25 protein-coding genes and 1 pseudogene are annotated in these 25,281 nt (G+C 71.7%); 16 read left to right on the top strand and 10 right to left on the bottom strand.

Features of this window, described 5'->3' with window-relative positions; all coding sequences use genetic code 11:
• Positions 1–209 precede the first annotated feature (209 nt).
• The 3 genes from AMA02S_RS15140 (at position 210) to AMA02S_RS15130 (ending at position 4,639) form a co-directional block, all read left to right on the top strand.
• Positions 210–3,965 carry a glycoside hydrolase family 2 TIM barrel-domain containing protein gene (locus AMA02S_RS15140; RefSeq protein ID WP_067458128.1) on the top strand — a complete coding sequence of 1,252 codons (3,756 nt, stop codon included), beginning with the start codon at positions 210–212 and terminating at the stop codon, positions 3,963–3,965.
• 81 nt (positions 3,966–4,046) lie between these two features.
• A complete protein-coding gene (locus AMA02S_RS15135) occupies positions 4,047–4,355 on the top strand; it encodes a hypothetical protein (RefSeq protein WP_067458126.1) in 309 nt (102 codons plus the stop codon).
• Between the two features lie 62 nt (positions 4,356–4,417).
• A complete protein-coding gene (locus AMA02S_RS15130; protein ID WP_157430589.1) occupies positions 4,418–4,639 on the top strand; it encodes a hypothetical protein in 222 nt (73 codons plus the stop codon).
• 21 nt (positions 4,640–4,660) lie between these two features.
• Here AMA02S_RS15130 and AMA02S_RS15125 read toward each other — a convergent pair whose 3' ends face one another.
• The gene (locus AMA02S_RS15125; protein ID WP_169806821.1) at positions 4,661–5,215 is read right to left on the bottom strand and encodes an AAA family ATPase; all 555 of its coding nucleotides are present in this window, start codon (positions 5,213–5,215) and stop codon (positions 4,661–4,663) included.
• Positions 5,106–5,828 carry a nicotinamide mononucleotide transporter family protein gene (locus AMA02S_RS44150; protein WP_501162061.1) on the bottom strand — a complete coding sequence of 241 codons (723 nt, stop codon included), beginning with the start codon at positions 5,826–5,828 and terminating at the stop codon, positions 5,106–5,108. The genes AMA02S_RS15125 and AMA02S_RS44150 overlap by 110 nt, the downstream gene beginning before the upstream one ends.
• On the opposite strand from AMA02S_RS44150, the pseudogene AMA02S_RS42880 reads away from it, so the two are divergent.
• Positions 5,716–6,063 (top strand): annotated as a pseudogene (locus tag AMA02S_RS42880) (nicotinamide mononucleotide transporter); the annotation flags it as partial. The gene AMA02S_RS44150 and the pseudogene AMA02S_RS42880 overlap by 113 nt on opposite strands.
• Before the next feature lie 91 nt (positions 6,064–6,154).
• Complete coding sequence (locus AMA02S_RS15115; RefSeq protein ID WP_067459011.1) at positions 6,155–6,940, top strand: SDR family NAD(P)-dependent oxidoreductase; 786 nt, start codon at positions 6,155–6,157, stop codon at positions 6,938–6,940.
• A 17-nt stretch (positions 6,941–6,957) separates the two neighbouring features.
• Here AMA02S_RS15115 and AMA02S_RS15110 read toward each other — a convergent pair whose 3' ends face one another.
• The 3 genes from AMA02S_RS15110 to pdhA are packed head-to-tail and all read right to left on the bottom strand — an operon-like array spanning position 6,958 to position 10,407.
• Positions 6,958–8,268 carry a dihydrolipoamide acetyltransferase family protein gene (locus AMA02S_RS15110; RefSeq protein ID WP_067458115.1) on the bottom strand — a complete coding sequence of 437 codons (1,311 nt, stop codon included), beginning with the start codon at positions 8,266–8,268 and terminating at the stop codon, positions 6,958–6,960.
• Positions 8,265–9,281, bottom strand: a complete 1,017-nt coding sequence (locus AMA02S_RS15105) for an alpha-ketoacid dehydrogenase subunit beta (protein ID WP_067458113.1) — start codon at positions 9,279–9,281, stop codon at positions 8,265–8,267. Before AMA02S_RS15105 ends, AMA02S_RS15110 begins: the two co-directional genes overlap by 4 nt.
• A 10-nt stretch (positions 9,282–9,291) precedes the next feature.
• Positions 9,292–10,407 (bottom strand): pyruvate dehydrogenase (acetyl-transferring) E1 component subunit alpha, encoded by a 1,116-nt coding sequence (gene pdhA, locus AMA02S_RS15100; RefSeq protein ID WP_067458110.1) that lies wholly within the window; start codon positions 10,405–10,407, stop codon positions 9,292–9,294.
• A gap of 130 nt (positions 10,408–10,537) precedes the next feature.
• On the opposite strand from pdhA, the gene AMA02S_RS15095 reads away from it, so the two are divergent.
• A complete protein-coding gene (locus tag AMA02S_RS15095) occupies positions 10,538–11,170 on the top strand; it encodes a GntR family transcriptional regulator (RefSeq protein ID WP_245667551.1) in 633 nt (210 codons plus the stop codon).
• Positions 11,171–11,176: 6 nt separating this feature from the next.
• Here the strand turns inward: AMA02S_RS15095 and AMA02S_RS15090 are convergent, their stop codons facing one another.
• Complete coding sequence (locus AMA02S_RS15090; protein ID WP_067458106.1) at positions 11,177–11,872, bottom strand: GntR family transcriptional regulator; 696 nt, start codon at positions 11,870–11,872, stop codon at positions 11,177–11,179.
• A 138-nt stretch (positions 11,873–12,010) separates the two neighbouring features.
• Between AMA02S_RS15090 and AMA02S_RS15085 the strand changes: the two genes are divergently transcribed.
• Together AMA02S_RS15085 and AMA02S_RS15080 are read left to right on the top strand one after the other, a co-directional pair.
• Entirely contained in the window at positions 12,011–13,243 is a 1,233-nt protein-coding gene (locus tag AMA02S_RS15085; RefSeq protein ID WP_067458103.1) for an NRAMP family divalent metal transporter, read from the top strand.
• A gap of 431 nt (positions 13,244–13,674) precedes the next feature.
• Entirely contained in the window at positions 13,675–14,466 is a 792-nt protein-coding gene (locus AMA02S_RS15080) for a putative hydro-lyase (RefSeq protein ID WP_067458100.1), read from the top strand.
• On the opposite strand, the gene AMA02S_RS15075 is transcribed toward AMA02S_RS15080, so the two are convergent.
• Complete coding sequence (locus AMA02S_RS15075; protein WP_067459005.1) at positions 14,451–14,915, bottom strand: nuclear transport factor 2 family protein; 465 nt, start codon at positions 14,913–14,915, stop codon at positions 14,451–14,453. The two genes, AMA02S_RS15080 and AMA02S_RS15075, sit on opposite strands and share 16 nt — an antisense overlap.
• A 276-nt stretch (positions 14,916–15,191) precedes the next feature.
• On the opposite strand from AMA02S_RS15075, the gene AMA02S_RS15070 reads away from it, so the two are divergent.
• Complete coding sequence (locus AMA02S_RS15070; protein ID WP_067458097.1) at positions 15,192–15,503, top strand: hypothetical protein; 312 nt, start codon at positions 15,192–15,194, stop codon at positions 15,501–15,503.
• A gap of 59 nt (positions 15,504–15,562) precedes the next feature.
• Here AMA02S_RS15070 and AMA02S_RS15065 read toward each other — a convergent pair whose 3' ends face one another.
• Together AMA02S_RS15065 and AMA02S_RS15060 are read right to left on the bottom strand one after the other, a co-directional pair.
• The gene (locus tag AMA02S_RS15065; RefSeq protein ID WP_067458094.1) at positions 15,563–17,194 is read right to left on the bottom strand and encodes a glycoside hydrolase family 13 protein; all 1,632 of its coding nucleotides are present in this window, start codon (positions 17,192–17,194) and stop codon (positions 15,563–15,565) included.
• Positions 17,195–17,319: 125 nt separating this feature from the next.
• Positions 17,320–18,669, bottom strand: a complete 1,350-nt coding sequence (locus AMA02S_RS15060; protein ID WP_067458091.1) for an ABC transporter substrate-binding protein — start codon at positions 18,667–18,669, stop codon at positions 17,320–17,322.
• Positions 18,670–19,067: 398 nt separating this feature from the next.
• Between AMA02S_RS15060 and ribA the strand changes: the two genes are divergently transcribed.
• Genes ribA through AMA02S_RS15025 form a run of 7 tightly spaced genes read left to right on the top strand, consistent with a single transcriptional unit; the run spans position 19,068 to position 24,649 of the window.
• Positions 19,068–19,712, top strand: a complete 645-nt coding sequence (gene ribA / locus AMA02S_RS15055) for a GTP cyclohydrolase II (RefSeq protein ID WP_067458089.1) — start codon at positions 19,068–19,070, stop codon at positions 19,710–19,712.
• Positions 19,709–20,464, top strand: coding sequence for a CDP-alcohol phosphatidyltransferase family protein (locus tag AMA02S_RS15050; RefSeq protein WP_067458086.1), 756 nt, complete (start codon positions 19,709–19,711; stop codon positions 20,462–20,464). The genes ribA and AMA02S_RS15050 overlap by 4 nt, the downstream gene beginning before the upstream one ends.
• A complete protein-coding gene (locus AMA02S_RS15045; RefSeq protein WP_067458083.1) occupies positions 20,421–21,392 on the top strand; it encodes a zinc-dependent alcohol dehydrogenase in 972 nt (323 codons plus the stop codon). Before AMA02S_RS15050 ends, AMA02S_RS15045 begins: the two co-directional genes overlap by 44 nt.
• Before the next feature lie 38 nt (positions 21,393–21,430).
• Positions 21,431–21,829, top strand: a complete 399-nt coding sequence (locus tag AMA02S_RS15040) for a 6-pyruvoyl trahydropterin synthase family protein (protein WP_067458081.1) — start codon at positions 21,431–21,433, stop codon at positions 21,827–21,829.
• On the top strand, positions 21,826–22,938 hold the full coding sequence (locus AMA02S_RS15035; protein ID WP_067458079.1) for a glycosyltransferase family 4 protein: 1,113 nt from the start codon (positions 21,826–21,828) through the stop codon (positions 22,936–22,938). The genes AMA02S_RS15040 and AMA02S_RS15035 overlap by 4 nt, the downstream gene beginning before the upstream one ends.
• Entirely contained in the window at positions 22,935–23,735 is an 801-nt protein-coding gene (locus tag AMA02S_RS15030; RefSeq protein WP_067458077.1) for a class I SAM-dependent methyltransferase, read from the top strand. The genes AMA02S_RS15035 and AMA02S_RS15030 overlap by 4 nt, the downstream gene beginning before the upstream one ends.
• Positions 23,732–24,649, top strand: a complete 918-nt coding sequence (locus tag AMA02S_RS15025) for a lysylphosphatidylglycerol synthase transmembrane domain-containing protein (RefSeq protein ID WP_067458075.1) — start codon at positions 23,732–23,734, stop codon at positions 24,647–24,649. The genes AMA02S_RS15030 and AMA02S_RS15025 overlap by 4 nt, the downstream gene beginning before the upstream one ends.
• Here the strand turns inward: AMA02S_RS15025 and AMA02S_RS15020 are convergent.
• Positions 24,563–25,249 carry a creatininase family protein gene (locus AMA02S_RS15020; protein WP_067458073.1) on the bottom strand — a complete coding sequence of 229 codons (687 nt, stop codon included), beginning with the start codon at positions 25,247–25,249 and terminating at the stop codon, positions 24,563–24,565. The two genes, AMA02S_RS15025 and AMA02S_RS15020, sit on opposite strands and share 87 nt — an antisense overlap.
• Between the last annotated feature and the right edge of the window lie 32 nt (positions 25,250–25,281).

Raw genomic sequence — 25,281 nt, 5'->3', positions numbered from 1 at the left:
GCCCCGGACGGCATGAAGCGCCACATCTCGCCCGCGTGTTGACCCGTGGCCCGGTGTTCGGTTCACAATGGCCTCAGGAGTCGCACGAGCTCGGTCACGAGGCGAGCCCCGTGGGCCGGGTTCCCGACAACACAGCGCGTCCCCAGGGAGGCGCCGCGCCGATGCCCCCGTTCCCCCGCTCCCGCCGCAGGTCAGGTCATGATCGGACCGTGCATCGGTTCCTGCTCGTCCTGCTCGCCCTGTCCGCGGTGGTCACGGTGTCGCTACCGGTCCTCGCCGAGGGATCCGCCGCCCTCACGCCGCCGTCCGATGTCCATACCTACCTGGACGATCCCGAAATGACCGGCGAGGGCCAGGAACCGCCGCACTCGGTGCTCCGCCCCTACGCCGACGCCCGTGCCGCGCTCGATGGGGACGCCGGGAGGTGGACGCGGTCACTGGACGGTGCGTGGCGTTTCGCGCTCGCCGACCGTCCGTCCGAGGTGCCGGACGGCTTCTACCGCGCCGGGTACGACACGTCCGGCTGGCGTGAGGTGAACGTCCCGCACACCTGGCAGAGCGACCGGCTCGACCATCCGATGTTCCGCAACATCCCGACCGAGGTCGTTCCGGACGATCCGCCGAAGACGCCCCGCGACATCAATCCGACCGGTGCGTACGTGCGGAAGCTCCACATCCCGGCGGACTGGGACGGCCGCCGCACGTTCCTGCGGTTCGAGGGCGTCACCAGCGCCTACCTCGTGTGGGTGAACGGCCGGTACGCGGGCTATGACCAGGGCGGATACACGCCGGCCGAGTTCGACGTCGGTGATCTCGTCCACCCGGGCGCGAACACGGTCGCCGTCCAGGTGCACCGCTGGAGTTCCGGGTCCTACCTGGAGGACTTCGACCAGTGGCGGTTCAGCGGGATCTTTCGCGACGTGTGGGCGTACTCCACCCCGACGACCCATGTTCGCGACGTCGCCGTGCACACCGACCTGGACGCGGCCTACCGGAACGCGACGCTCGACGCCGACGTCACCCTGGGGAGCAAAAGGGGGCCGCAGGGCGAGCACACCGTCCGCGCCACGCTCGTCGATCCGGCGGGCCGCGCGGTGCAGCGCTTCTCCGGGACGGCGACGGTGCGCGGCGAGACCACGTCCCTGCGCCTCACCGCGCCGGTCGCCGATCCGGCGAAATGGACGGACGAGGCCCCCGACCTCTACACGCTGCTCCTGCAACTCGCCGACCCGCGAGGACGCGTCGTCCACACCACCCGTGAGACGTTCGGGTTCCGGGAGATCGAGGTCAAGCACCGGCAGGTCCTGGTCAACGGCCGGCGCGTCCTCATCAAGGGCGTCAACCGGCCCGAGACCGACGCCCGGACCGGACGGCACCAGACGCGCGCCCGCATGGAGTCCGACGTCGCGCTGATGAAGTGGCTCAACGTCAACGCCGTCCGCACGGCGCACTACCCGTCCGATCCCTACCTGTACGACCTGGCCGACCGGCGTGGGCTGTGGATCGACGACGAGGTCGACATCGAGACCCACAACTGGCAGGACTGCACCCGGTCCGGAAGGCCGGACTGTCTCGCGGACCGTCCCGAATGGCGGAAGGCGTTTCTCGAACGATTCCAGGCGATGGTGGCGAGGGACAAGAACCATCCGAGCGTGCTGCTGTGGGACACCGGCAATGAGGCCGGTCTCGGTGACGCGCACTACACGATGGCGGAGTGGGCGAAGGAGGCCGATCCGTCCCGTCCGCTGTATCACCAGTCGAACAGCCCGAACGGCGACGCCCCGTACGCGCACGTCTGGGGGCCGCGCTATCCGACTCCGGCTTTGCTGGAATCGCAGGCGGCGACGACGAAGAAGCCGATCATCCTCGGTGAGTACGCGCACGCGATGGGCAACAGCCTCGGGAATTTCCGCGAGTTCTGGGACGTGATCAGACGGCATTCGCAGACGCAGGGCGGGTTCATCTGGGATTGGGCCGAGGCGAACCAGCGGCAGCCCGTCATCACCACCCCGGACGGCTCCGGCAACAGAATCCTGAGCTGGACGCAGGGCCTGCCGAAGGTTGTCGGCGGCCACTGCGGCAAGGCCCTCTACTTCTCCGGCCTGGACGATTTCGTGGAGATCTACCGTGACCGACGGTTCGACCTGACCGGGACGTCCGTCACGCTCGATTCGTGGGTGAAGCCCGTTCGCCCGTGGACGGGGGACTTCACCATCGTCGGCAAAGGTGACCATTCCTACGCCCTGAAGATGTCGAACGAGAGCACCTTGGAGTTCTTCGTCCACAGCGGAACCTGGCGGACCGTCCGCGCCCCCGTGCCCGCGAACTGGTACGACACCTGGCATCGGGTGACGGGCACCTACGACCGGGCCGCGCTGCGCCTCTACGTGGACGGAAGCCAGGTCGCGTCCGTGCCCTTCTCCGGACCCATCGACCGGTCGTCGTCGGACGTCACCATCGCCCGCAACTCCGAGACCATGCAGGACAACTACAAGGGCCGCATGGCGCACGGCACCATCGACGACGTCCGCGTCTACGACCGGGCGCTGACGTCCGCCGAACTGGCCGCGGGCGCAGATCCCCAACGGCAGGCGATCCTGGCGCTCGACTTCGACCGTTACGACACCAAGGGCACGTTCCTGTCCAATGGGCAAAGCCTCTCCGGGGTGGACGGGCTGCTGGGCTCCGACCGCTACGTCCAACCGGAAACGGCCCAGCTGTCCTGGGTCCATTCCCCCATCCGTGTGACCCGGCCAGATGAAGCCGTAATTGTTGCAAGCGAGCGCACCTTCGCGGACACCTCAGACCTCGAACTTCGCTGGAGCTACACAGAGGGCCGCCGAACGCTTAGATCGGGCAAGGTGTCCTTGACGCTGAGGCCGGGAGAAGCGGTTGCACCATCCATTCCGGAACCACCCGCCAACCCGTTTAAGAGGGAACGCTGGCTGACGGTGGAGGCCGTGCTAAAGGACCGAACCTGGTATGCGCGGCAAGGGCACGTTGTGGGCTTCGGTCAGTTCCCGGCCGGTGGCACGTCTATCCCGAACCTGCGCAGACCAGCCAAGGGGAAACCCACGGTGACGCAGAACACGAAACAGATCGTCGTCGCAGGAAAGGACTTCCGTTACATCTTCGACAAGGCCAAGGGCACCCTCACCTCTATGCGCGCCCACGGCACCGAACTGTTGCGCACCGGCCCCGAACTCGACGTGTGGCGTCCCCCGATCAGCAACGAGACCTACACGTGGGGCCGCGCCGAGGGGGAGGACTGGCGCAAGGCGGGCCTGGACCGCCTCGTCACGACGCCCGGCGCGACAACCGTCACGCCGGGGAGAAAGACGATCGTGTCCATCGCGTCGAAGAGCGCGGCTCCGGACCGTCCCGACGCCTGGTTCGACCAGAAGGCGACCTATGTAATCGACGGTTCGGGGCAGATCGAACTGACGCATCAGGTCGTCCCGCAGGGCCGGGTCCGGACGCTGCCCTACCTCGGACGCGTCGGCTACACCCTCAAGGCCCCCGCGCGCTTCGGCACGTTCGCCTGGTACGGGCGTGGCCCTGTCGAGAACTACGCCGACCGCAAGGACGGCACGCGCATGGGCGTCTGGTCGTCCACGGTCGAGGAGCAATACGTCCCTTACTACCGTCCCCAGGACCACGGCAACCACGACGACGTTCGCTGGGCGGTGCTGACCGACGGTCGCGCCGGGCTCCTGGTCGGCGGTGACGTCGAGGCCGGCGTCACCCCGTACGACGACCTGGACCGCGCGCTGTACCCCTTCGCCCGCGTCCGCAACCCGGGCTGGAACACTCTGCACATCGACCACGCCGTCACAGGCGTCGGCGACACACCCAACCCCGTCCGCCCCGAGTACCAGGTCCGCCCTGACGTCACCTACAGCTACACGACCCTGCTGCGTCCGCTCACCGCGGACGAGGTGGACACCCAGCGTTTTCGACGATGACCGTGTGTAATGACGGAGGCCCTCAGTATGGTTCCCGAAGAAGGGGCGACCAGCGAACCGGATGAGACACGAAGGAGTCCCATGAGCGCAGAGCCGGTGGAGCCTCCCCTGCTGCCGGGCCAGGTCCGCCGCGTCCCGCGCACGATCAAGGGCATCAGCGACTGGCTGCCCGAGGAGCAGCGCGTCCGATTCCTCAGCGAGGTGATGGGGGCCGAGCTCGGCACCGACCTTCAGAACCTGCTGTCCGGCTGGTACGCGGAGGCCATGTTCGGTCAGCTACCCGATCGGGAGGAGCGCCGCGCCAGGGCGGTCGAGGAGATGAGGAACGGCAGGAAGGTCTCCCTGGAGGACATCAAGGCGGGGCGAGGGTTCCGAAAAGGCGAGGAGTGAACGCTCCCAAGAGGGGCTGGACGGTCTTCTGCTCGGAAGTGGCGGGGGAGGTGCTCCACTCCTTGCCGAAGCCGATCGAAAGCCGGCTGACCGACTACTTGTGCGAACTGGCCCGGCTCGGAGGCGCCCTGGTCGACTCGGGGGCGTCGCCCCCGGGGAAGCCCCTCGACGCGGTCGGAATCGAATACACCGTTTCCGTCGATGATGTCGACGCCTGCATCGAGTACATGGTGATCGCGGACATCAAGGAGTTCTACATCGCCGATATCGTCTGGGCGGGCTGAGCGAGGGCCAAGGGCTGTGGGCTAAGGGGTCAGCGGGGCACTCAACGTCCAGCCCCTCGCCAGCAGATCATCGGTCGCCCGCGCGGCCGCCGCCAGCCGCTGTTCGTGGGGGCCGGTGACGACGATGTGCGGCAGACTCCGCCGTTCGAGTTCTTCCTGGAAGCGCTCCGCCATCCACGATCTGATCGACTCGCCGTCGCGAAGGCCGTCCTGCTCGAACGGGACGCCCTCCGGGGAGCAGAGGATCCACAGGTGATGCGGCACGCGGTCGTGGACGGCCTCCACGTCCGGGGCGGGGGAACCGAGATAGCGCTCCTGCCAGAGCACGGTCGCGAACGCGTCCGTGTCGCACACCAGCAGCGGTGAGCCGGACCGGGCGGCGGCGTCCTCCAGGACCGCGTGGCGTTCGGCGATGCGGGTGAACTCCGCGGGCTCCCAGGTCAGGTCATCGAGCCACAGCGAAGGGTCACCGGTGGCGCGGCGGGCGGCGGCGAGCTTCTCCTCGGTGAAGGTGCGGCCGTACTCGGGAACCCACCGCGTCGTGGCCCAGACCCCACCCTTCTCGGCATAGTGCACGGCGTACGCCCGCAGGGCGACGTAGACCACCTGCAACCCGGAGTCGGCGTAGAGCCCGCCGTCCAGGAACACCAGGCCGAGCAGGATCACGAGCGGAACCGCGGTCCGGGACGATCCGGTCGCCACGTGGGAGTGGCTCGCCCCGCCCGTCCGGGCGTACCTGGCCCGGCGCGTCGTGGTGGTCGGCGCCGAGTCCACCGGCACGACGACGCTGGCGCGCGCACTGGCATGCGGCCGCCGGTGCGGGGCCCGGCCGGCGGTCCCGCACATCGCGGCGCCACGCCAGCAGGCCGAGCACGCACAGGGTCAGGAAGATGACGTACAAGGCGCTCGTGAGCTTCAGGTCCTTGTACCAGTAGAGCGGGATGTAGACCAGGTCGGCGGTGATCCACAGCCACCACGACTCCAGCAGTTTGCGCGACTGGCCGTAGGTCGCCAGGTGGTGGATCTGGCTGTACGGCGGGGACGGCCGCGACCGGCTGCCGGTCAGGAGCACCACGCCGCCGGAGTGGGCCTGGCTGATCGCGGCCGGGGCCGCGGGCACCGGGCTGCTGACCTGGGTGTTGTCGTCCTGGACCGACTCCACCGTGCCGTTCTGGGACGCGCTGACCACCGCGCTGTCGCTCATGTTGGCGATCCCGATCGGCCAGTTCAGGATGTTCTGCCGGACGACCAGCCACACGTTCACCGCGCCCGTCGCGAAGCCGAGCAACTCGGCCCACGTGGTGGGGACGCCGCCGAGGTGGAAGGCGGGCTCCAGCAGCAGACCCAGCGGAACGTTCACCGACATGACGGCCATGGTCACACATTGTCGAACGCGGCGGCGGGCGAGCACGCCGGCGCGCTGAAGTGCCGCGCGGTGGCTTGACGAATGAGTGAGTGCTCACTCAGAATGGTGAGTGTCCACTCAGTGAAGACGTCATCGCATGGGAGATCGTCATGTACGCAGAACTCAACGGCACGGTCGTCGTCGTCACGGGCGGCTCGCGCGGGATCGGCGCCGACACCGCGCGCGAGTTCGCCGGAGAAGGCGCCAAGGTCGCCGTCATCGGACGCGACGAGGCGGCCCTCGCGCAGGTCGCCAAGGAGATCGGCGGGATCGGTGTGCGGGCCGACGTCACCGATCTCGCCGCGATCGAGGAGGCGCGCCGGCGGGTCGAGGACGAGCTCGGGCCCGCCGGTGTCCTGTGCGCCTTCGCCGGCGGCGGCATCGCCCGTCCGGGGCCGACCGCGGCCATGAGCGAGCAGGAGTGGCGGTCGGTCCTCGACGGCAATCTCACCGCGACGTTCCTGACCCTGAAGAGCTTCCTGCCCGGCATGCAGGAACGCCGGGCCGGGGCGATCATCACGATGTCGTCCTCGGCGGGGCGACTGCCGACGAACCTGCCGGGCGGCGGCGGCCGGGAGATGGGCAACCGGTGGGGCGCCCCGGTCGCCTACGAGGCCGCGAAGGCGGGCGTCCAGGCGCTCACCCGGCACGCCGCGGCCGAGGTCGGCCGGGACGGCGTCCGGGTCAACTGCGTCGCCCCCGCGACGATCCGCACCGAGCGCACGGCCCGGTTCATGCCACCGGAGGTGCAGGACGCCGTCGCCGCCTCCCACCCGCTCGGCAGGCTGGGGGAGACGAGCGACGTCGCCGGAACCGCGCTCTTCCTGGCCTCCGAGCGGGCGGCCTGGCTGACCGGCCTCACGATCGACGTCGCCGGAGGCCGGGTCATGCTCTAGGTGTACCTGGCCATGCTCTAGGCGACGATGAGCAGGGGGTTCTGGAGCAGCTCGGCCAGCCGCGCCAGGAACCGCGCGGCGGTGGCGCCGTCGCAGGCGCGATGGTCGACCGAGAGGGTCACCGCCATGCGCTTGCCCGGTACGACCTGCCCGTCGCGGACGACCGGCTCGTCCCGGACGGCGCCGACGGCGAGGATCGCGGCCTCCGGCGGGTTGATCACCGCGGCGAACGAGCCGACGCCGAACATGCCGAGGTTGCTGACGCTGAACGTCCCACCGCTCATCTCCCGCGCGGACAGCCTGCCCTCCCGCGCCCTGCCCGCCAGCTCGCGCGTCTCCTGGCCGATCTGCGAGACGCTCTTGCCGTCGGCGTCCCGGACGACCGGGACGACCAGGCCGTCCTCGACCGCCACCGCGACACCGATATGGACGCGCTTGTGGAAGAGCAGGTTCTCCTCGGTGTAGGAGACGTTCACCGCCGGATGCTCGCGCAGCGCGGTCGCCACGGCCTTCACCACCAGGTCGTTCACGCTGACCTTGGACGGGGCGAGCGCCGCGTTGAGGGTGGCGCGGAAGTCCAGCAGCGCGTCGGCGTCCACCTCGCGGTTGAGGTAGAAGTGCGGGGCCTCGCGCTTGCTCTCGATGAGGCGGCGCGCCGCCACCTTCCGGAAGCGGTTCAGGGGGACGGCCTCGACGTCCGGGTCGTCCACAGGCGCCCTGGCGGGCGACGTGGGCGACGTGGGCGATGTGGGCGGCACGGTCGGTGCGGCGGCTGCCAGGGCAGGCGCCGGGGCCCCGGCGCGGATCGCCGCTTCGATGTCGACGCGGATGATGCGTCCGCCCGGTCCCGTGCCGTTCAGCGTGGCCAGGTCGATGCCGTGGTCGCGGGCCAGGCGCCGTGCCAGCGGAGACGAGGGCGGACGGGAGGTGGCGTTGCGGGGCGCGGGGAGCGCGGCCGCCGGGGACGGCACGGCCGGGGCCTTGACCTCGGTGGCCTGCGCGGCGGGCGGTGGAGCCGGGGCGGCGGCCGGGACCGGAGCGGGGGCGACCGTGGACGTGGCCACCGGCGCCGTGGTCGCCGGGGCCTTCGCGCCGACGGGGGTGACCACCGCGATGGGGGCGCCGATCGCGGCGGACTCGCCCTCACCCACCAGGATCTTCTCCAGCACGCCGGCCTCGTACGCCTCGTACTCCATGACCGCCTTGTCGGTCTCGATGTCGACGATCACGTCGCCCACCGCGACCTCGTCTCCCGGCTGCTTCTGCCAGGAGCTGATGACGCCCTCCTCCATCGTGTCGGAGAGCCGGGGCATGAGGATGTCGGTCATCGGGCGTTCTCCAGGACCAGACGGCCGGTTGCGCGAAGCGTGTCGCGGACGGCGGTGAGCAGCGATTCGGCGGACGGCAGTGCCGCCGTCTCCAGGGACTTGGCGTAGGGGAGGGGGACCTCGGCCATCGCGACCCGCCGGACGGGCGCGTCCAGCCAGTCGAAGGCGCCCTCCTGGATGGTGGCGGCGATCTCGGCGCCGATGCCGTAGGTCAGCCAGTCGTCCTCGGCGACCACGGCGCAGCCGGTCCGGCGGACGGAGTCCACGACGGTCCGCCGGTCGAGGGGGCGCAGGCTGCGCAGGTCCACGACCTCGGCGGAGATCCCCTCACCGGCGAGGGTGTCGGCGACCTCGGCGGCGACGCGGGCCATGCGGGAGTAGCCGATGATCGTGATGTCGGTGCCCGGGCGGGTGACGGCGGCACGGCCGATCTCGGCGGGCTCGATGGCGTCGATCTCGGCGGGCAGGTCGCCCTTGCTGTTGTAGAGGGCGAGGTTCTCCAGGAACAGCACCGGGTCGTCGTCGCGGATGGCGGCCTTCAGCATCGCGGACGCCTCGGCGGGCGTGCTCGGTGCGATGACCTTCAGCCCGGGGATGAAGGAGTAGAACAGCTCGACGTTCTGCGAGTGCGTGGCGCCGAGCTGCTGGCCGCCGCCGCCCGGCGTGCGGATCACCATCGGGACGCTCGCCTGGCCGCCGAACATCCCGTAGATCTTCGCGGCGTGGTTGACGATCTGGTCCAGCGCCAGCAGCGAGAAGTTGATCGTCATGATCTCCACGACCGGGCGGAGGCCGAGCATGGCCGCGCCGATCGCGGCGCCGACGAAACCCTCCTCGGCGATCGGGGTGTCGCGGACGCGGCGCGGCCCGAACTCCTTCAGCAGACCCTCTGTGATCTTGTAGGAACCCTCGAAGAGCCCGATTTCCTCGCCCATCAGGAAGACGTTCTCGTCCCGCAGCATCTCCGAGCGGAGCGTGTCCCGGAGGGCCTGGCGGTAGGTGACGGTTGCCATGGACGGCTCCTCAGGAACGGAAGACGGGGTCGGCGGGCAGGCGGCGCAGCTCACCCGGGACGGGGGTGGCGTAGGTGTAGTCGAACAGGGTGGACACCTCGGGCGCGGGACTCTCGTCGGCGAACGCGGCGGCGGCGTCCACCTCGGCCGTGACCTCGGCGTCCAGCCGGTCGCGGTCGTCGTGGGACAGGATCTTGGCGTCCGCCAGCTCCAGCGCCATGCGGGCGAGGGGATCGGCCGCCTTGAGGGCCTCCTTCTCCTTCTTGGACCGGTAGCGGGCCGGATCGACGACCGAGTGGCCCTTGAGGCGCGGGCTGACCGTCTCCAGCAGGTACGGCCTGCTCTCGGTGCGGGCGCGCTCGACGGCGATCCGCGCGGCGTCCCGGACGGCGACCACGTCGGTGCCGTCCGCCCGGACGCTCTCCATCCGGTACGCGGCGCCGCGCCGGTACAGTTCCGGTTCGGCCGCGGACTGCTCGACCGTGGTACCCATGCCGAGCCCGTTGTTGATCACGACGAAGACGACGGGCAGGTCCCACAGGGCGGCGATGTTGAGCGACTCGTGGAACGCGCCGATGGCGGTCGTCCCGTCGCCCATGTGGCACATCACGACCTCGTCGCCGCCCTTGTAGGAGACGGCGAGCGCGGCTCCGGTGGCGAGCGGGAGCTGCCCGCCGACGATGCCGTAGCCACCGAGCAGCCGTGCCTCGGCGTCGAACAGGTGCATCGACCCGCCCCAGCCCTTCGACACGCCGGTGGAGCGGCCGTACAACTCGGCCATGACCCGGTCCGCGCCGATGCCCTTGGCGAGGGCGTATCCGTGCTCCCGGTAGTTGGTGAACAGGTAGTCGGTGGGACGCAGCGCGGCCATCAGCCCGACGACCGTCGCCTCCTCACCGAGGTTGAGATGGCAGTAGCCGCCGATCTTGGCCTCGGTGTAGGCGCGCGCCGCGCGCTCCTCGAAGCGGCGGATCAGCAGCATCTGCCGGTAGTAACCGACCAGCTCCGCGGCATCGGCCGCGGGGACGGCCGCGCTGGGCCGCGTCGTCCTCGCGCCGCGCGCCCTGCGGGGGGCTTGCGCGGGAGCCGGAGCGGTCATGCCCGCCGACCGGGTGGTCTCAGCCATCGGCGACCTTCCTCTGTCCGGGGGAACGCCATAGGATCACCACGACGTTCACCGATCATCATTGATCAATGATCGATCATATTCTACCCGTCAAGGTTCACTTACCGTCCCGCCGTCTACTATCTACTCCGTGAACTCGCCGCTCCCTGCACAGCTGCTCCGCACCGGACTCGCCGACCAGATCCGTGAGTTCATCGTGGACGGCATCAGCTCGGGGCGGTGGGAGCCGGGGGAGCGCCTCGTCGAGCGGCGGATCGCCACGGAGCTGGGCGTGAGCCAGGGGCCCGTCCGGGAGGCGCTGCGGCAGTTGGAGGCGCAGCGGCTGATCGAGACACTGCCGAACCGGGGCGCCCGCGTCCGCGCGTTCACCGAGCAGGACCTGGCGGAGATCTTCCCCGTCCGCGCCGGGCTGGAGCGGACGGCCGCGGAGCTGGCGCTGCCGCGCCTGGCCGATCGCCTGGACGCGCTGGAGGAGCACAACCGCCGGCTGGGCGAGGCCGCGCGGGACGGTGACCTGCACGAGCAGATGCGGCTGAGCATCGTCTTCCACCGCGAGATCGTCGAGACGGCCGGCAACCGGCTGTTGGTGTCGGTCTGGGAGAGCCTCGGGATCGAGCTGTGGACGACCCTGTCCCTCCGCCTGCACCACACGGAGATCTACTCCAAGTCGGTCGAGCACGCCGAGCTGATCGAGGCGTTCCGGCGCCGCGATCCGCAGGCGCCGCGGCTGCTCCACGACCACGTCATGAACTACGCCCCGTGAACGTGGTCAGCTCGCCTCGCGGTAGGCCGTGGTGAGCTGCGCCTCGGCGTCGTCGAGGTAGGCGCGCAGTTCGCGCTCGGCGTCCTGGACGGCGCCCGCCGCGAGCAGATCGTAGATGCGCCGGTTGCGGGCAAGGTACGGCTCGTGGAACTCGCGGGGCGATCCCATCTCGTGGAAGACCAGCCGCATCTCGGCCAGCAGGTGCCGCGTCATCTCATCCACCCGTGGGCTGCCGACGAGCGCGGCGAGCGCCTGGTGGAAGCGGATGTCGGCGGTGCCCACGCCGGGCCAGTCGCCGGCGGCGGCGGCGCGTTCACCCTCGCCGACGGCCGCGCCCGCCCGCGCGATCGCCTCACGGCCGGCGGACGGAGCGCACCGCACGCCCTCGCATTCCAGGATCCGCCGCACCCGGTAGAGGTCGGCGAGCCCGTCGGCGGTGACGCGGCGGACGAACACCCCGCGGTTGAACTCGTGGACGAGCAGCCGCTCCTGGACGAGCAGCCGGAACGCCTCGCGCATCGTGTTGCGCGACACCTTCACGGCGCGGCAGAGGTCCTCCTCGGGAAGCCGCTCGCCGGGGACGAGCCGTCCGTGGGTGATCTGATCGCGGAGCAGGTCGGCGACGCGGGCCGCCGTGCTCGACCGGTCGAGACCGTGCCGGGCCGCCGCGATGTCGTCGAGCCACGACTCCTGCGCGGGCATGACCTGCCTTCCCTCCGGTCCGGACGAGTGTCACGCAAGCGTATCGCCACCGTACCGAGAATCAATCAACAGGGGGATTGATGGATTGTTGAACAATATCTACGCTGGCGGAAAGCAGACTCCCCCGGAGGGGCAGCTATGACCGACCGGACCGTCCTCGATACGTCCCCGCCTCCCGCCACCGCCGCCTCGCGCCGCGCCGCTCTCACCGGCGCCATGTTCCTGATGGCCACCAGCGCCATTGGCCCCGGGTTCATCACCCAGACCACGGTGTTCACCGCCCAACTCGGCGCGGCCTTCGCCTTCGCGATCGTGGTGTCGGTGCTGGTGGACATCGCGATCCAGCTCAACGTGTGGCGCATCGTCGGGGTGTCCGGACGGCGGGCCCAGGATCTCGGCAACAGCGTCGTTCCCGGTGGCGGCTACGCCCTCGCCGCGCTGGACCTCTTCGGCGGCCTGGTGTTCAACATCGGCAATGTCGCCGGGACGGCCCTCGGGCTGAACGCGCTCCTCGGCCTGGACGTCAAGATCGGCGGTGCGCTGTCCGCGCTCGTCGCCATCGCGATCTTCCTCAGCAGGCGCGCGGGCGTGGCGATGGACCGGATCGTCGTGGTGCTCGGCGCCGTGATGATCCTCATGACCCTGTACGTGGCGATCGTGTCCGGGCCGCCGCTCGGCGACGCGCTCCGCCAGAGCGTCGCCCCCGGCGAGGTCGACTTCCTGGTGATCACCACGCTCATCGGCGGGACGGTCGGCGGCTACATCACCTACGCCGGCGCGCACCGGATGATCGAGTCCGGGGTCACCGGGCCCGGCAGCATCCACGAGATCAACCGCAGCGCCGTCACCGGCATCCTCGTCACCGGCCTGATGCGGGTGCTGCTGTTCCTCGCCGTACTCGGCGTCGTCGCCGGCGGCGTGCGGCTGGCCGCGGACAACCCCGCGCCCTCGGCGTTCGAGCACGCGTCGGGCGAGGCCGGGCTGCGCGTCTTCGGCCTGGTCATGTGGTCGGCCGCGATCACTTCGGTGATCGGCGCGTCCTACACCTCCGTGTCGTTCCTGGTCTCGTTCGCGCCCTGGATCGACCGCAACCGCAACCGCCTGGTCGTCGCCTTCATCGCGGTGTCCACGGTGATCTACCTCGCCATCGGCGCGACTCCCACGAAGCTGCTCGTCCTCGCGGGCGCGCTGAACGGGCTGATCCTGCCCTTCGGCCTCGCCGTCCTGTTGTGGGCGGCGGGCCGCCGCCGCGACCTGCTCGGCGGCTACCGGTATCCGGTGTGGCTGCTCGGTCTCGGTGTCGCCGCCTGGCTCCTGTCCCTCTACCTGGGCTGGAACGCGCTGTCCGGCCTGGACGACCTCTGGAAGTAGGCGATCGGGATGCGGCTTTCCGCGACTGGGAACACGGCGATCATCGTCGAGTGTCCGGCGCTCGCTGCGGCCTGGGAGGCCTGGGCGGTCTCGTCCGTGGGGAACCAAGGGGTGCGGACCGGACGTTATGGAGACGGGGCCGCTGGCGACTGTCCACGACCTCGGGCGTCCGGGGAACGCGGCGTCTGGCGTGGGGGTGTCAGGCGCCGCGGTCCCGGACACAAGATGCGCTGCGCCCCGCCGACCGGCGCTCGGCGACCGGTTTTCGTGCCGGCCTCGCCATCCGGCCAGTTCCCTCGCGGCGTCCCCCTTCCCCCGGACGCTTCTGCCCGATCTCTCGCTGCCGCCCGTCCGGCTCGTCCTGCATCGCTTCCCGGTGGTGCGGGCTCGTTCCGGCGACTGCCCGTGCCCGACCTCGGAGAGGAGCGATCATGACCAATCCCATCGACCCGGGTGCCCTGTCCCCGGACCAGGCCCGCGCGCTGTTCCGTGCCGGCCTGCGCGTCCCCACCGCGGGCTGGTGCGCCGGCTGGACGCAGGCCAACCTCATCGCCGTCCCCCGCGAGCAGGCGTACGACCTGCTGCTGTTCGCGCAGCGCAACCCCAAGCCCTGCCCCGTCCTGGACGTCACCGAGCCCGGCGCGACGTCGGCCTCGCTGTTCGCCGGCGACCTGCGCACCGACCTGCCCGGCTACGTCGTCTACGAGCACGGCGAACCGGTCGCCGAGGTCACCGACGTCACCGACCGGTGGCGCGACGACCTGGTCTGCTTTCTCATCGGCTGCAGCTTCACCTTCGAGGACGCGCTCCGCGAGGCCGGCGTGCCCGTCCGCCACATCGAGCAGGGCGTCAACGTCCCGATGTACCGGACGAGCCGGACATGCCGCCGAGCGGGTGGTTTCGGTGGCCCGCTCGTCGTCTCCATGCGCCCCGTCCCCGCCGCGCAGGTCGCGGACGCGGTCCGGATCACCTCGCGGTACCCGTCCGTCCACGGCGCCCCCGTCCACGTCGGCGACCCCGTCGAACTCGGCATCACCGACCTCGGCGCCCCCGACTTCGGTGACCCGGTCGAGGTCCGCGTGGACGAGATCCCCGTTTTCTGGGCCTGCGGCGTCACCCCGCAGGCGGCGGTCATGGCGTCCCGTCCGAAACTCGCCATCGGGCACGCCCCGGGCCACATGGCCGTCACCGACGCCCGCGACACCCGCTACATCGTGCCCTGAGGGAGCCTCGCCGCGCAGCGGAGGTGATGGCTGACGTCGCCGGTGAGGTCCAGGTAGATCCGCCGCTCGGTGAAGCGCCAGCGGCCGTCGCGGCGGGCGAACCGGTCGTGGTAGCGGCCGCAGGCGATCGGCTGCAAGGTCAGGCCCGGCACCGCCTGCAGGACGGTGTAGGACGCGCGTGACGCGGCCGTACCCGCGACCTCGTCCACCTCGATGTGGAGGTTGGTGGTGACGTGCCTGGTCCGCAGGGTGCCGTCGGCGTGGACGATCACCGTGGCCCGGAACATGTCCGCGATGGCGTCCCCGCCCCACCAGGTGGCGTTGCTGCCGATGAAGGCGGCGTCCGCGAACAGGTCCCGGATGCCGTCGAAGTCGGCGCCGTCCACGAGCTCGGCGTACCTCGCGATCAGGTTCGCGATGGCCTGCTGGCTCGGTGGTTCGGTGGACATGGTCGCCTCCTGGGCCCGGGGGAAGTCCTCCGCCCATGACAGCACCCTCCCCCTGGTGCTGGGAATCCAGTCCCACAGAGTGGAACCGATAGTCTCGGCATTTCTTGCTGTTTGCCGTATTTATGTTATCGGGTGGGAATGGAACGGCGCACCTGGGGGAGTTGGTATTGTCACTCCGGTCGCCCAGAGGAGAACACCATGCTCGCCTTCGGAATGGCGTTGGTGCTTGCGATATCCGGTGCTATTTCCCGAATCGCCCCACATTCACAAATACTCGTGGAATACGAGCGGACGGGTGGTTTCGCGGGCGTCGACGTCCGGGTGACCGTGGACGAGTCGGGAACGGTCGTGCTCCGGACGGGCCGCTTCGCGCTCACCCCGGCCGAACTCCGCGACCTGCGCGGTGACCTGCACCTGATCACCACGCACAGTTCATCGAGGGCCGGATGCGACATCGCCGACCATTTCACCTACATGCTCGCTCATCACGCTCATCGTGCGACCCGCTGCCTGCTGCCGTCCGACTGGCGACCCGCGGTCACGCGCCTGGACGGACTGGCCGCGCGGGGTGGCGATAGGACGGGCTAGCCCTCGTTCACCCCTGTCTGGGCCGTGATGTCCGCCAGGCGCGTCGTCCCGAGCTCACATCAGCGAGTCTCGGCTTCCCACCACAGTGCGGTGTCCGGTGGCAGTTCGGCGCATCCGCCGTTCACCCGGTAGGGGCCGCTCGCCAGCAGCGGAGTGCCGTGCAAGGGGACGCGGACGGTGCGCGCACCCATGTTCACCGCGCACGTGAGGGTCCGGCCCTCGGGCGCCTCCCGGACGAAGAACAGCGTGCCGGGCGGGCCGACCAGCCAGCGCAGCGGGCCGTCGCCGAGCGCGGGATGCCCGCGGCGGACGCGCAGCGCCTCGCGGTACAGGACGAGCATCGAGTCCGGGTCGGCGGACTGTGCCGCGACGGTGAGGTCGCGCCAGTTCGGCGGCATCGGCAGCCAGGAGGCGGCGCCGGTACCGAAGCCGAACGGGGGCTCCTCGCCCTCCCACGGCAGCGGGACGCGGCAGCCGTCACGGCCCGAGCTGGCGCCCCGCGCGCGCTGCGGGTCCTGGAGGAACTCCTCCGGCAGGTCGAGCACCTCGGGCAGGCCCAGTTCCTCGCCCTGGTAGACGTACGCGGAGCCCGGGAGCGCGAGGGTCAGCAATGTCGCGGCGCGGGCCCGCCGCAGTCCCGTCCCGCCGCCGCCGTACCGGGTGACATGCCGCTTGACGTCGTGGTTGGACAGTACCCAGGTCGCGGGCGCGCCGACAGCCTCGGCGGTGCGGAGCGACTCCTCGATCACCTCCCGCATACCAGGCGCCGCCCACGGCGCGGTCAGGTAGTGGAAGTTGAACGCCTGGTGCAGCTCGTCCGGACGGGTGTAGAGGGCGAGCCGCTCGGGCGTCGGCGCCCACGCCTCGGCGACGGCGATCCGGTCGCCGGGGTAGGAGTCGAGCACCCGCCGCCACTCCCGGTGGACGTCGTGGACGGCATCCTGGTCGAAATAGGGCAGAACGGCTGTCCCGAGCATGTCGACCTGGTTCGCGTGGCCGACGTCGGGCAGGCCGGGTGCCTTGGCCATGCCGTGTGCGACGTCCACCCGGAAGCCGTCCACGCCGAGGTCGAGCCAGAACCTGAGGATGCTCGCGAACTCGGTGCGGACCTCGGGGTTCTCCCAGTTCAGGTCCGGCTGCTCGGAGGCGAACAGGTGCAGGTACCACTGACCGTCGGGCAGCCGCGTCCAGGCGGGGCCGCCGAACACCGATTCCCAGTCGTTCGGCGGGCGCGACCCGTCCGGGCCCTGGCCGTCCCGGAAGATGTAGCGGGCGCGTTCCGGCGAGCCGGGTGCGGACGCGAGGGCGGCCAGGAACCAGGCGTGCCGGTCGGAGGTGTGGTTCGGGACGACGTCCACGATGATCCGCAGGCCGTGGGCGTGCGCGTCGGCGATCAGGCCGCGGGCGTCGGCGAGCGTGCCGAACAGCGGGTCCACGTCGCGGTAGTCGGCGACGTCGTACCCGAAGTCGGCCATCGGGGAGACGTAGAACGGGGTCAACCACAGCGCGTCCACGCCGAGACCGGCCAGGTAGGGGAGCCGGGACCGGACGCCGGGCAGGTCGCCGACGCCGTCCCCGCCCGAGTCCGCGAAGCTGCGGACGTACACCTGGTAGATGACCGCGTCGCGCCACCAGGAGGTGGCGTCCCCGGCCGGCGTGCCGGCGGGGACGGCGAGGCTGTTCTGCGTCATGAACATCCTTCTGGTCGGGGGCTGTCAGGGACTATTTCACCCCGCCGGCGGTACGTCCGGCGACGATACGGCGCTGGAACACCGACACGACGGCGACCAGCTGTTGATCATTGTGTGGGGGCGCATCACGGCGCGGTCAGTGGTCCGAGCTCGCCCTGAAGGCCGGACAAAGCACGATCGACGGGAATCCTCCCGGTCACGGCGTCGTGTACCGAGCCCTGGATCGCGGCCGTCACGTCCCCGTACCTCGCCGCGGCCGGACGCGGCCGGGCGGACTGGATCGCCGCCCTGAGCACCGGCAGGTACGGGAACCTCCGCACCATCTCCGGGTCGTCGTACAGCGCGGCGAGGGTCGGGGCCTGCGAGGTGGCGAGCAGGGCGGCGCGCTGTGCCGCCTCGCCGGTGAGGTAGCGGATGAAGTCCAGCGAGGTCAGCTTGTTCCTGGCGAAGGCGGAGATCCCCAGGTCGTGGCCGCCGAGGCCCGCGACGCCGGGGCCGTCCGGGCCGGGCAGCGGCGCGACCGCGAACCTGCCCGCCACCTCGGACGAGCCGTCGTCCTTCTCCGCGAGCGTGTACTGGTAGGCCCACTGCCGCTGGAACAGCAACCGGCCGGACTGGAAGTGGCGGCGACCGCCCTCGGTGTCGAGCGTGTCGGCGGCCTTCGGCATCCGCCCGTCCTTGCGCGCGTCGACGAGGAACCCCAGGCCCCGCCTGGCGGCCGGGGTGTTCAGCGCGGGTCTCCCATCCGGCCCGAGGATGGCCCCACCGGCGCTGCCGATGGCCTCGACCGCGCTGACCGTGCCGCTCTCGGACCTGTCGACCCCGGTGAGGTAGCAGTCGACGCCCCTGCCCTCGGGGATCTTCCGCACCCTGTCGCAGGCGGCCCACATCTCGGCGTAGGTCCTCGGTGGCGCGGAAATCCCGGCCTTCTCCAGCAGATCCTTGCGGTAGTACAGCATCCCGGCGTCGGACGCGGACGGCACCGCGTACAGCCTCCCGCGATACCGCCCGGTCGCGATCGTCGCGGGCAGCATCGTGGACAGGTCAAGCCGCGCCCCCTTCAGGGCGGGCGACCCTTGGGAACCTCCGGGGGCGCCGGGTGGGGGAACCGTGGGGAGCGGGGCCAGCCACCGGTTCGCCGCGAACTCCGCCGTCCACGCAACGTCGAGGTTGAGGACGGAGTAGGCGTCGGACCTGTTCGTCGCGTTCTGGATCATCTGCCGGCGCTGGTCCGCGGGCTCATCCGGCAGTTCGATGACGCGGACCTTCTCGTCCTGATGGCCCTCGTTCCAGGTGTCGATCTGTTTGTGCAGGGAGCCGGAGCGGTCCTTGCCGGTCACGAACGTGATCGGCCCGCGGCCCTTGAGGCCGGCGGCCTCGGCGCGGGATGACCCGTCACCGTCACCGTCGCAGGCGGAGAGTGTGAGCGCGGCACAGGTGACGATTCCCGCGAGGACGCCGTAGGTGCGCCGCATGTGTCCTCCTTCGCGTGCCGGTGCGTCCCGTCGTCCCGCCGTTTCCGGGACGGGGTGGCTGGACCGGGACGCTAGCAACGACCTCCACGCTCGTGAACTCCTTGCTGAAATCTTCAGAAACTCCATGCTCAATCCGTAATCCCTTGCAGGCACCCCACCATCCTGGCGGTCGCGGACGGCGCCCGCGCGTGGCCCCGCCGGCCCCGGCGCGCCCGCACGCGGATTGAAGATCGTCGTTGGCGTGAACCTTCCGCGGGTCTCCCTGCGTGTCACCTGGTAACACAGCGAATCCGATTCATTCAATCTCTGAATGATTCATAGATAGAGTGATTTCGGACGCAACCGTGCGGCGGTCCGCCCCGTACCAAGGGTGATTGCCGAGCCGAGGAAGGGGAACGATGCGCGACCAGGGCATCGATCACGACGACATGGCGGAGGCCGACCTGAGGACCCGGCGCGGCGTCTTCCGTGCCGTCGCGTTCCGGGACCCGGTCGACGGGCACGAGCACATGGCCCTCGTCCGGGGGGACGTCGGGGAACGTGAGGACGTGCTCGTCCGGATGCACTCCGAGTGCATGACCGGCGACATCTTCGGGGCGACACGCTGCGAGTGCGGGGACCAGCTCGGCGCCGCGCTGGACGCCGTCGCGCGGGAGGGGGCGGGGGTGCTGGTGTACCTGCGCGGGCATGAGGGGCGGGGGATCGGGCTGGTCGCGAAGGTCCGCACCCACGTCCTGCAGGACGACCAGGGACTGGACACCGTCGACTCCGCCACCGCGATCGGGCTGCCCGTGGACGTGCGCGACTACGGGCCGGCCGCGCGGGTGCTGCGGTATCTCGGGGTCCGGTCGGTGCGGCTGATGTCGAACAACCCCGACAAGGTACGCGCACTGGAGTCGTACGGGATCGCCGTCTCGGCGCGAGTCCCGCTGCTGGTCCCGGTCAGCGACGACAACATCCGGTACCTGACCGCCAAGCGCGACCGGCTGGGCCACGACCTGCCCCAGCTCGACTCGCTGACCGCGGGTGAGGTGCGCGGATGACACGCGGGCAGGAGCTTGGAGCCGCCGTCGCGGCGCAGCTCGTCCTGCTCGCGGCGCTCCGGCCCGGGCCGGTGGGCTGGGCGGCCGGAGCCGCCTACGCGGCAGGCTCGTGGAGCGTTCTGATGTCGGCCTTCCGGGGCCGGCGGAGGCTCGGGCCGGCCGATCACGTGACCCTCGTCCGGGTCGTCCTGGCCGGCGGCGTGACGGCGCTGGTGGCCGGCCACCTGACGCGCGGCGGCGGATCCGTCGCGGTCCTGGTCGGCATCGCCGCGGTGGCGCTCGTCCTGGACGGGGTGGACGGCCGCGTCGCCCGCCGCACCGGAACGGCGTCGGAGCTCGGCGCGCGGTTCGACATGGAGGTCGACGCGTTCCTGATCCTGGTGCTGTCGGTGCAGGTCGCCGCCTCCGCCGGGCCATGGGTGCTGGCGATCGGGGCGATGCGGTACGTGTTCGCCGCCGCGTCGTGGGCGGCGCCGTGGCTGCGGGCCGCCCTGCCGCCGAGCCTGGCGCGCAAGGCCGTCGCGGTGGTCCAGGGGGTCGTGCTCGTCGTGGCCGCGGCCGGGATCGTCCCGCATGCGGAGCTGATCGTGGCGGCGGCGCTCGCGCTGCTCGCGTGGTCGTTCGGACGGGACGTCCTGTGGCTGTCCGCACGGCGGCACACGGTAAGGCCCGGCACGGGGCCGGGCATCCGGCGCGGAAGGAGGGCCCATGGAGCGCGACGCCCTCGCGTTCTGGATCCGGTCGCCAGGTGACGGGGAGATCCGCGCGGAAACGCTGCCCGAACCCGGCCCGGACGACGTCCTCGTCAGGACGGTCTGCTCCGGCGTGAGCCGCGGCACCGAGGCGCTCGTCTTCCGCGGCGGCGTGCCCGAGAGCCAGCACGAGCTGATGCGCGCGCCCTTCCAGGACGGGGAGTTCCCCGGGCCGGTCAAGTACGGGTACCTGAACGTGGGCGTCGTCGAACACGGACCGGCCGCGCTGCTCGGCCGGGCGGTGTTCTGCCTCTACCCGCACCAGACGCGGTACGTCGTCCGGGCGGCGTCGGTCACCCCCATCCCGGCGGACGTGCCGCCCGAACGCGCCGTCCTCGCCGGCACGGTCGAGACCGCGGTGAACGCGCTCTGGGACGCGGCGCCGCTGGTCGGCGACCGGATCGCGGTCGTCGGCGCCGGGATGGTCGGGTGCGCGGTCGCCGGGGTCCTCGCCGGCCTGCCCGGGGCGTCGGTCCAGCTCGTCGACACCGACCCGTCCCGCGCCGCCGTCGCGGCGGCGCTCGGCGTCGGATTCGCCGCCCCGCAGGACGCCACGGCCGGCTGCGACCTGGTGATCCACGCCAGCGCCACCGAGGAGGGCCTCACCCGCGCGCTGGAACTGCTCGCGCCCGAAGGTGAGGTCGTCGAGCTGAGCTGGTACGGGGACCGCGGCATCGGCGTCCGGCTCGGGGAGTTCTTCCATTCGCGCCGGCTGACGATCCGCAGCAGCCAGGTCGGCGCGATCCCCCTCCGACGGGGGCGCCGGAGCTTCGCCGACCGGCTCGCGCTGGCACTGCGGCTGCTCGCCGCCCCCGCGTTCGACGCGCTGATCACCGGGGAGAGTCCCTTCGCGGAGCTGCCGGAGGTCATGCCCAGGCTGGCGGACGGCGCGCTGCCCGCCCTCTGCCACCGGATCGTCTACCCCTGATCACCCACAGCCAGATCGTCCAGCCAGGAGGTCCTCGCTTGTTCGGCATCACCGTCCGCGGCCACGTCATGATCGCGCACAGCTTCCGGGGGGAGGTGTTCGGGCCCGCACAGCGGCTGCACGGCGCCACCTACGTCGTGGACGCGACGTTCCGCCGCGCCGAGCTCGACGCGGACAACATCGTCGTCGACATCGGCCTGGCCACCGGCGAGCTGGGCGATGTCCTCGCCGCGCTGAACTACCGCAACCTGGACGACGAGCCCGAGTTCGCCGGGGTCAACACCTCGACGGAGTTCCTCGCCAAGGTCATCGCCGACCGGCTCGCCGACCGGGTCCGCGCGGGCGCCCTCGGCAAGAACGCGCGCGGGCTGTCCGGGATCACCGTCACGCTGCACGAGTCCCACATCGCCTGGGCGAGCTACGAGTGCACGCTGTGAGCCACGACGGCGCCGCGACCACGGTCGCCGCGAACGAGATCTCCGTCGTCGTCCCCGGCGACGTGGACGACGCGACCGCCCCGAGTGGCGGCAACGTCTACGACCGGCAGCTGTGCCGGAGCCTCGCGTCGGCCGGGCGGCCCGTCCGCGAACTGGCGGTACCGGGCACCTGGCCCCGGCCGGCCGCGCGGGACCGCGCCGCGCTCGACCACGCCCTCGCCGGGCTGCCCGAGGGGGCCGTCGTGCTGCTCGACGGTCTCGTCGCATGCGGGGTCCCCGGCGTCGTCGTCCCCCACGCGGACCGGCTGCGGCTCGCGATCCTCGTCCACCTCCCGCTGGCGGACGAGACGGGGCTGCCCGACCACGTCGCCGCCGACCTCGACGCGCGGGAGCGCGCCGTCCTGCGGGCCGCCGCCGCGGTCGTCGCGACGAGCCCGTGGGCGCGCCGCCGCCTCGTCGACCACCACGGGCTGCACCCCGGCCGCGTCCACGCCGTCCCGCCGGGCACCGAGCCGGCGCCGCTCGCGCCCGGCACCGACGGGGCGACCCGGCTGCTGTGCGTGGCGTCGCTGACCCCCCGCAAGGGCCACGACCTGCTCGTCGAGGCTCTCGCCGCCGTCGCGCACCTGCCCTGGAACTGCGAGTTCACCGGCCCCCTCGACCGCGACCCCGGCCACGTCATGCGGCTGCGCCGGCTGATCGGGCGGCACCGTCTCGGCGACCGCGTCCGCCTGACCGGCCCGAAGGGCGGCCCGCGGCTCGCCGCCGCGTACGCCGCCGCCGACCTCACCGTCCTGCCGTCCCGCGCCGAGACCTACGGCATGGTGGTGACGGAGGCGCTCGCGCGCGGCGTGCCCGTTTTGGCCACGGCGGTGGACGGCGTCCCCGAGACCCTCGGGCACGCGTCCGGCGCCGTACCGGGCCTGCTCGTCCCGCCGGACGACCCGGGCGCGCTCGCCGCCGCGCTCCGGCACTGGCTCGTCGAACCCGAACTGCGGTCGCGGCTGCGCACCACCGCGCGGCTCCGGCGCGGCACCCTGCGCGGCTGGGACGACACGTCCCACCGCATGGCCGCCGTCCTGGACGGGCTCCGCCGGGAGGGCCGATGAGCGGATACACCCCGTCCTGGCTGGCCCTGCGCGAACCCGCCGACGCCGGCGCCCGCGCCGCCGAGCTGCTCGACCCGCTCCGTGCCGCCCTCCCGCCCGGACCCCTGCTCCTGTGGGATGTCGGCTGCGGCACCGGTTCCCTCGCGCGCTGGCTCGCCCCCCGCCTGCCCGGCCCGCAGCACTGGATCCTGTACGACAGCGACCCGGCGCTGCTCGCGGAGGCGAGCGTCTCCGCGCCGCACGAGACACGCCAGGGCAGGATCGCCGACCTGAGCGCCGCCGACCTCGCCGGCGCGTCCCTCGTCGCCGCGTCCGCGCTGCTGGACATCCTCACCCCCGCCGAGCTGGACGGCTTCGCCGCCGCGATCACCGGCGCCGGCGTCCCCGCGCTGCTGACCCTGTCCGTCGTGGGACGCGTCCGGCTGACCCCGTCCGACCCGCTCGACGCCGAGATCGGCGCCGCGTTCAACGACCACCAGCGGCGCGACGGCCTCCTCGGCCCCGACGCCGTCGCCGCCGCCGCCGAGGCCCTCGGACGACGCGGCGCCGCGTTGCGCACCCGTCCCAGCCCGTGGAAGCTCGGCCCCGCACGCGGGGAACTCGCGGCCGCATGGCTGCGCGGCTGGGTCGCCGCCGCCGTCGAGCAACGCCCCGACCTGGGCCCGGCCGCCGCCGGCTACCTGCGCCGCCGCCTCGCCGCCGGACTGCACGTCGAAGTCCACCACGCCGACCTGCTCGCGATACCGGGGGAGACACCGATATGGGGGAACACACCGACATTCGGAAACCTGTCATGACGCGCAGGCTCTGGCCATGGCTGCGCCTACTCGGCGGGCTCGGCCTCCTCGCCACGCTCCTGTGGTGGCACAGCACGGCCGCGTTCGTCGACGCGCTGCACGCGATCGACGGTCCCTCCATCGCGATCGCCCTGGGCATCGGCCTGGCGACGACCGTGCTCAGCGCCGCCCGCTGGTGCACGATCGCCCGCCGCCTCGGCCTCCGGCTCCCGCTCGGCAAGGCCGTCGCCGACTACTACCGCTCGCAGTTCCTCAACGCCGTGCTGCCCGCCGGCATCCTCGGCGACGTGCACCGCGCGGTCAGCCACGGGCACCGCTCCGGGGACGTGGCACGCGGCGTCCGCGCCGTCGTCCTGGAGAGGGCCGCAGGCCAGGCCGTCCTGCTGGCCGCCGGGCTGGTGGTCGTGCTGACCCGCCCGTCCCTGCTGTCCGCGCTGGCCCCGGCGCTGATCCCGGCGACGGTCGTGCTGAGCCTGCTGGCCGGGGTCTTCGTGCTCGTCCGCCGGTCCTTCGACGTCCGCCCGGTCCTGGACGCCTGGCCGTCCGTCACCGCCCTGTCCGCGGGGGCGCTCACCGGGCACGTGACCCTCTTCCTCGTCGCGGCCCGCGTCGCCGGCGCGACCGCCCCCCTGCTCGACCTCGTCCCGCTCGTCCTGCTCGCGCTGCTGGTCATGGCTCTGCCGGTGAACGTCGGCGGCTGGGGCCCCCGCGAAGCCGTCCTCGCCCTGGCGTTCGGCGCCGCGGGATTCGGCTCGGCCCAGGGCCTCACCGTCGCCGTCGTGTACGGGGTGCTCACCTTCATCGCCAGCCTTCCCGGCGCCGCGACACTACTGCTGAAGGACCGCCAGGCAGCCCCCGAACGCCCGGACGAGACTCGCCAGGACGTCCTCGCCCTTGCCGGCCGAAGCCAGTGACGGCCGGCCCACCACACCCGACTCGGTGTAGGGCCCCATCCCCACCGTGAGCAGATGCCGCCGGTCATCGGCCAGATGGTCGGCACCGGCATACCCCTCATGCACCAGTTCCGGACGGGCGTGCAGCAGGATCGACGTCTCCAGTTCCCCGGCGTGCATGTCGCTGAACGCCGGCGTCTCGATGCCCGCCGCGTCCCGCGCCGTGTCCCAGTCCTCCAGCGCGGGGAAGAGCGCCATGGTCCCGCCCGCCTCCTGGACGACGTTCCCCAGCACGTAGTTGCCCCCGTGCCCGTTCACCAGCACCAGCTTCGGCACCCCGGCCCGGCGCAGCGACCCGGCGACGTCCCGCACCACAGCGCTCAGCGTCGCCGCCGAGATGCTCACCGTCCCCGGCCAGTCGGCGTGCTCCTGCGAGCACGAGATCGTCACGGGCGGGAGCAGCCGTACCGGATACGACCGCGCGATCCGCTCCGCGATCGTGCACGCGATCACCGTGTCCGTCGCCAGCGGCAGGAACGGCCCGTGCTGCTCGTGACTCCCGACCGGCAGCACCGCCACGGGAACGTCCGGCTCCTCGCCACTGGTGTGCAGGGGAATCATGCAGCCATTTCACCACGAGCATGGCCCCCGCC

Source organism: Actinomadura macra NBRC 14102 (assembly GCF_001552215.1).
Taxonomy (GTDB): Bacteria; Actinomycetota; Actinomycetes; order Streptosporangiales; family Streptosporangiaceae; genus Spirillospora; species Spirillospora macra.
Note: the sequence above shows the minus strand (reverse complement) of the source record. Positions and strands in the feature narration are given on the sequence as shown.

What these genes read in the sequence shown, in the direction of transcription:
- AMA02S_RS15135 (WP_067458126.1), top strand. Translation starts at nt 4,047, where the DNA reads ATGAGCGCAGAGCCGGTGGAGCCTCCCCTGCTGCCGGGCCAGGTCCGC.
- AMA02S_RS15075 (WP_067459005.1), bottom strand. Translation starts at nt 14,915, where the DNA reads ATGTCCACCGAACCACCGAGCCAGCAGGCCATCGCGAACCTGATCGCG.
- AMA02S_RS15050 (WP_067458086.1), top strand. Translation starts at nt 19,709, where the DNA reads ATGACACGCGGGCAGGAGCTTGGAGCCGCCGTCGCGGCGCAGCTCGTC.
- ribA (WP_067458089.1), top strand. Translation starts at nt 19,068, where the DNA reads ATGCGCGACCAGGGCATCGATCACGACGACATGGCGGAGGCCGACCTG.
- pdhA (WP_067458110.1), bottom strand. Translation starts at nt 10,407, where the DNA reads ATGGCTGAGACCACCCGGTCGGCGGGCATGACCGCTCCGGCTCCCGCG.
- AMA02S_RS15030 (WP_067458077.1), top strand. Translation starts at nt 22,935, where the DNA reads ATGAGCGGATACACCCCGTCCTGGCTGGCCCTGCGCGAACCCGCCGAC.
- AMA02S_RS15045 (WP_067458083.1), top strand. Translation starts at nt 20,421, where the DNA reads ATGGAGCGCGACGCCCTCGCGTTCTGGATCCGGTCGCCAGGTGACGGG.
- AMA02S_RS15020 (WP_067458073.1), bottom strand. Translation starts at nt 25,249, where the DNA reads ATGATTCCCCTGCACACCAGTGGCGAGGAGCCGGACGTTCCCGTGGCG.
- AMA02S_RS15110 (WP_067458115.1), bottom strand. Translation starts at nt 8,268, where the DNA reads ATGACCGACATCCTCATGCCCCGGCTCTCCGACACGATGGAGGAGGGC.
- AMA02S_RS15065 (WP_067458094.1), bottom strand. Translation starts at nt 17,194, where the DNA reads ATGACGCAGAACAGCCTCGCCGTCCCCGCCGGCACGCCGGCCGGGGAC.
- AMA02S_RS15090 (WP_067458106.1), bottom strand. Translation starts at nt 11,872, where the DNA reads ATGCCCGCGCAGGAGTCGTGGCTCGACGACATCGCGGCGGCCCGGCAC.
- AMA02S_RS15115 (WP_067459011.1), top strand. Translation starts at nt 6,155, where the DNA reads ATGTACGCAGAACTCAACGGCACGGTCGTCGTCGTCACGGGCGGCTCG.
- AMA02S_RS15080 (WP_067458100.1), top strand. Translation starts at nt 13,675, where the DNA reads ATGACCAATCCCATCGACCCGGGTGCCCTGTCCCCGGACCAGGCCCGC.
- AMA02S_RS15085 (WP_067458103.1), top strand. Translation starts at nt 12,011, where the DNA reads ATGACCGACCGGACCGTCCTCGATACGTCCCCGCCTCCCGCCACCGCC.
- AMA02S_RS15025 (WP_067458075.1), top strand. Translation starts at nt 23,732, where the DNA reads ATGACGCGCAGGCTCTGGCCATGGCTGCGCCTACTCGGCGGGCTCGGC.
- AMA02S_RS15060 (WP_067458091.1), bottom strand. Translation starts at nt 18,669, where the DNA reads ATGCGGCGCACCTACGGCGTCCTCGCGGGAATCGTCACCTGTGCCGCG.
- AMA02S_RS15105 (WP_067458113.1), bottom strand. Translation starts at nt 9,281, where the DNA reads ATGGCAACCGTCACCTACCGCCAGGCCCTCCGGGACACGCTCCGCTCG.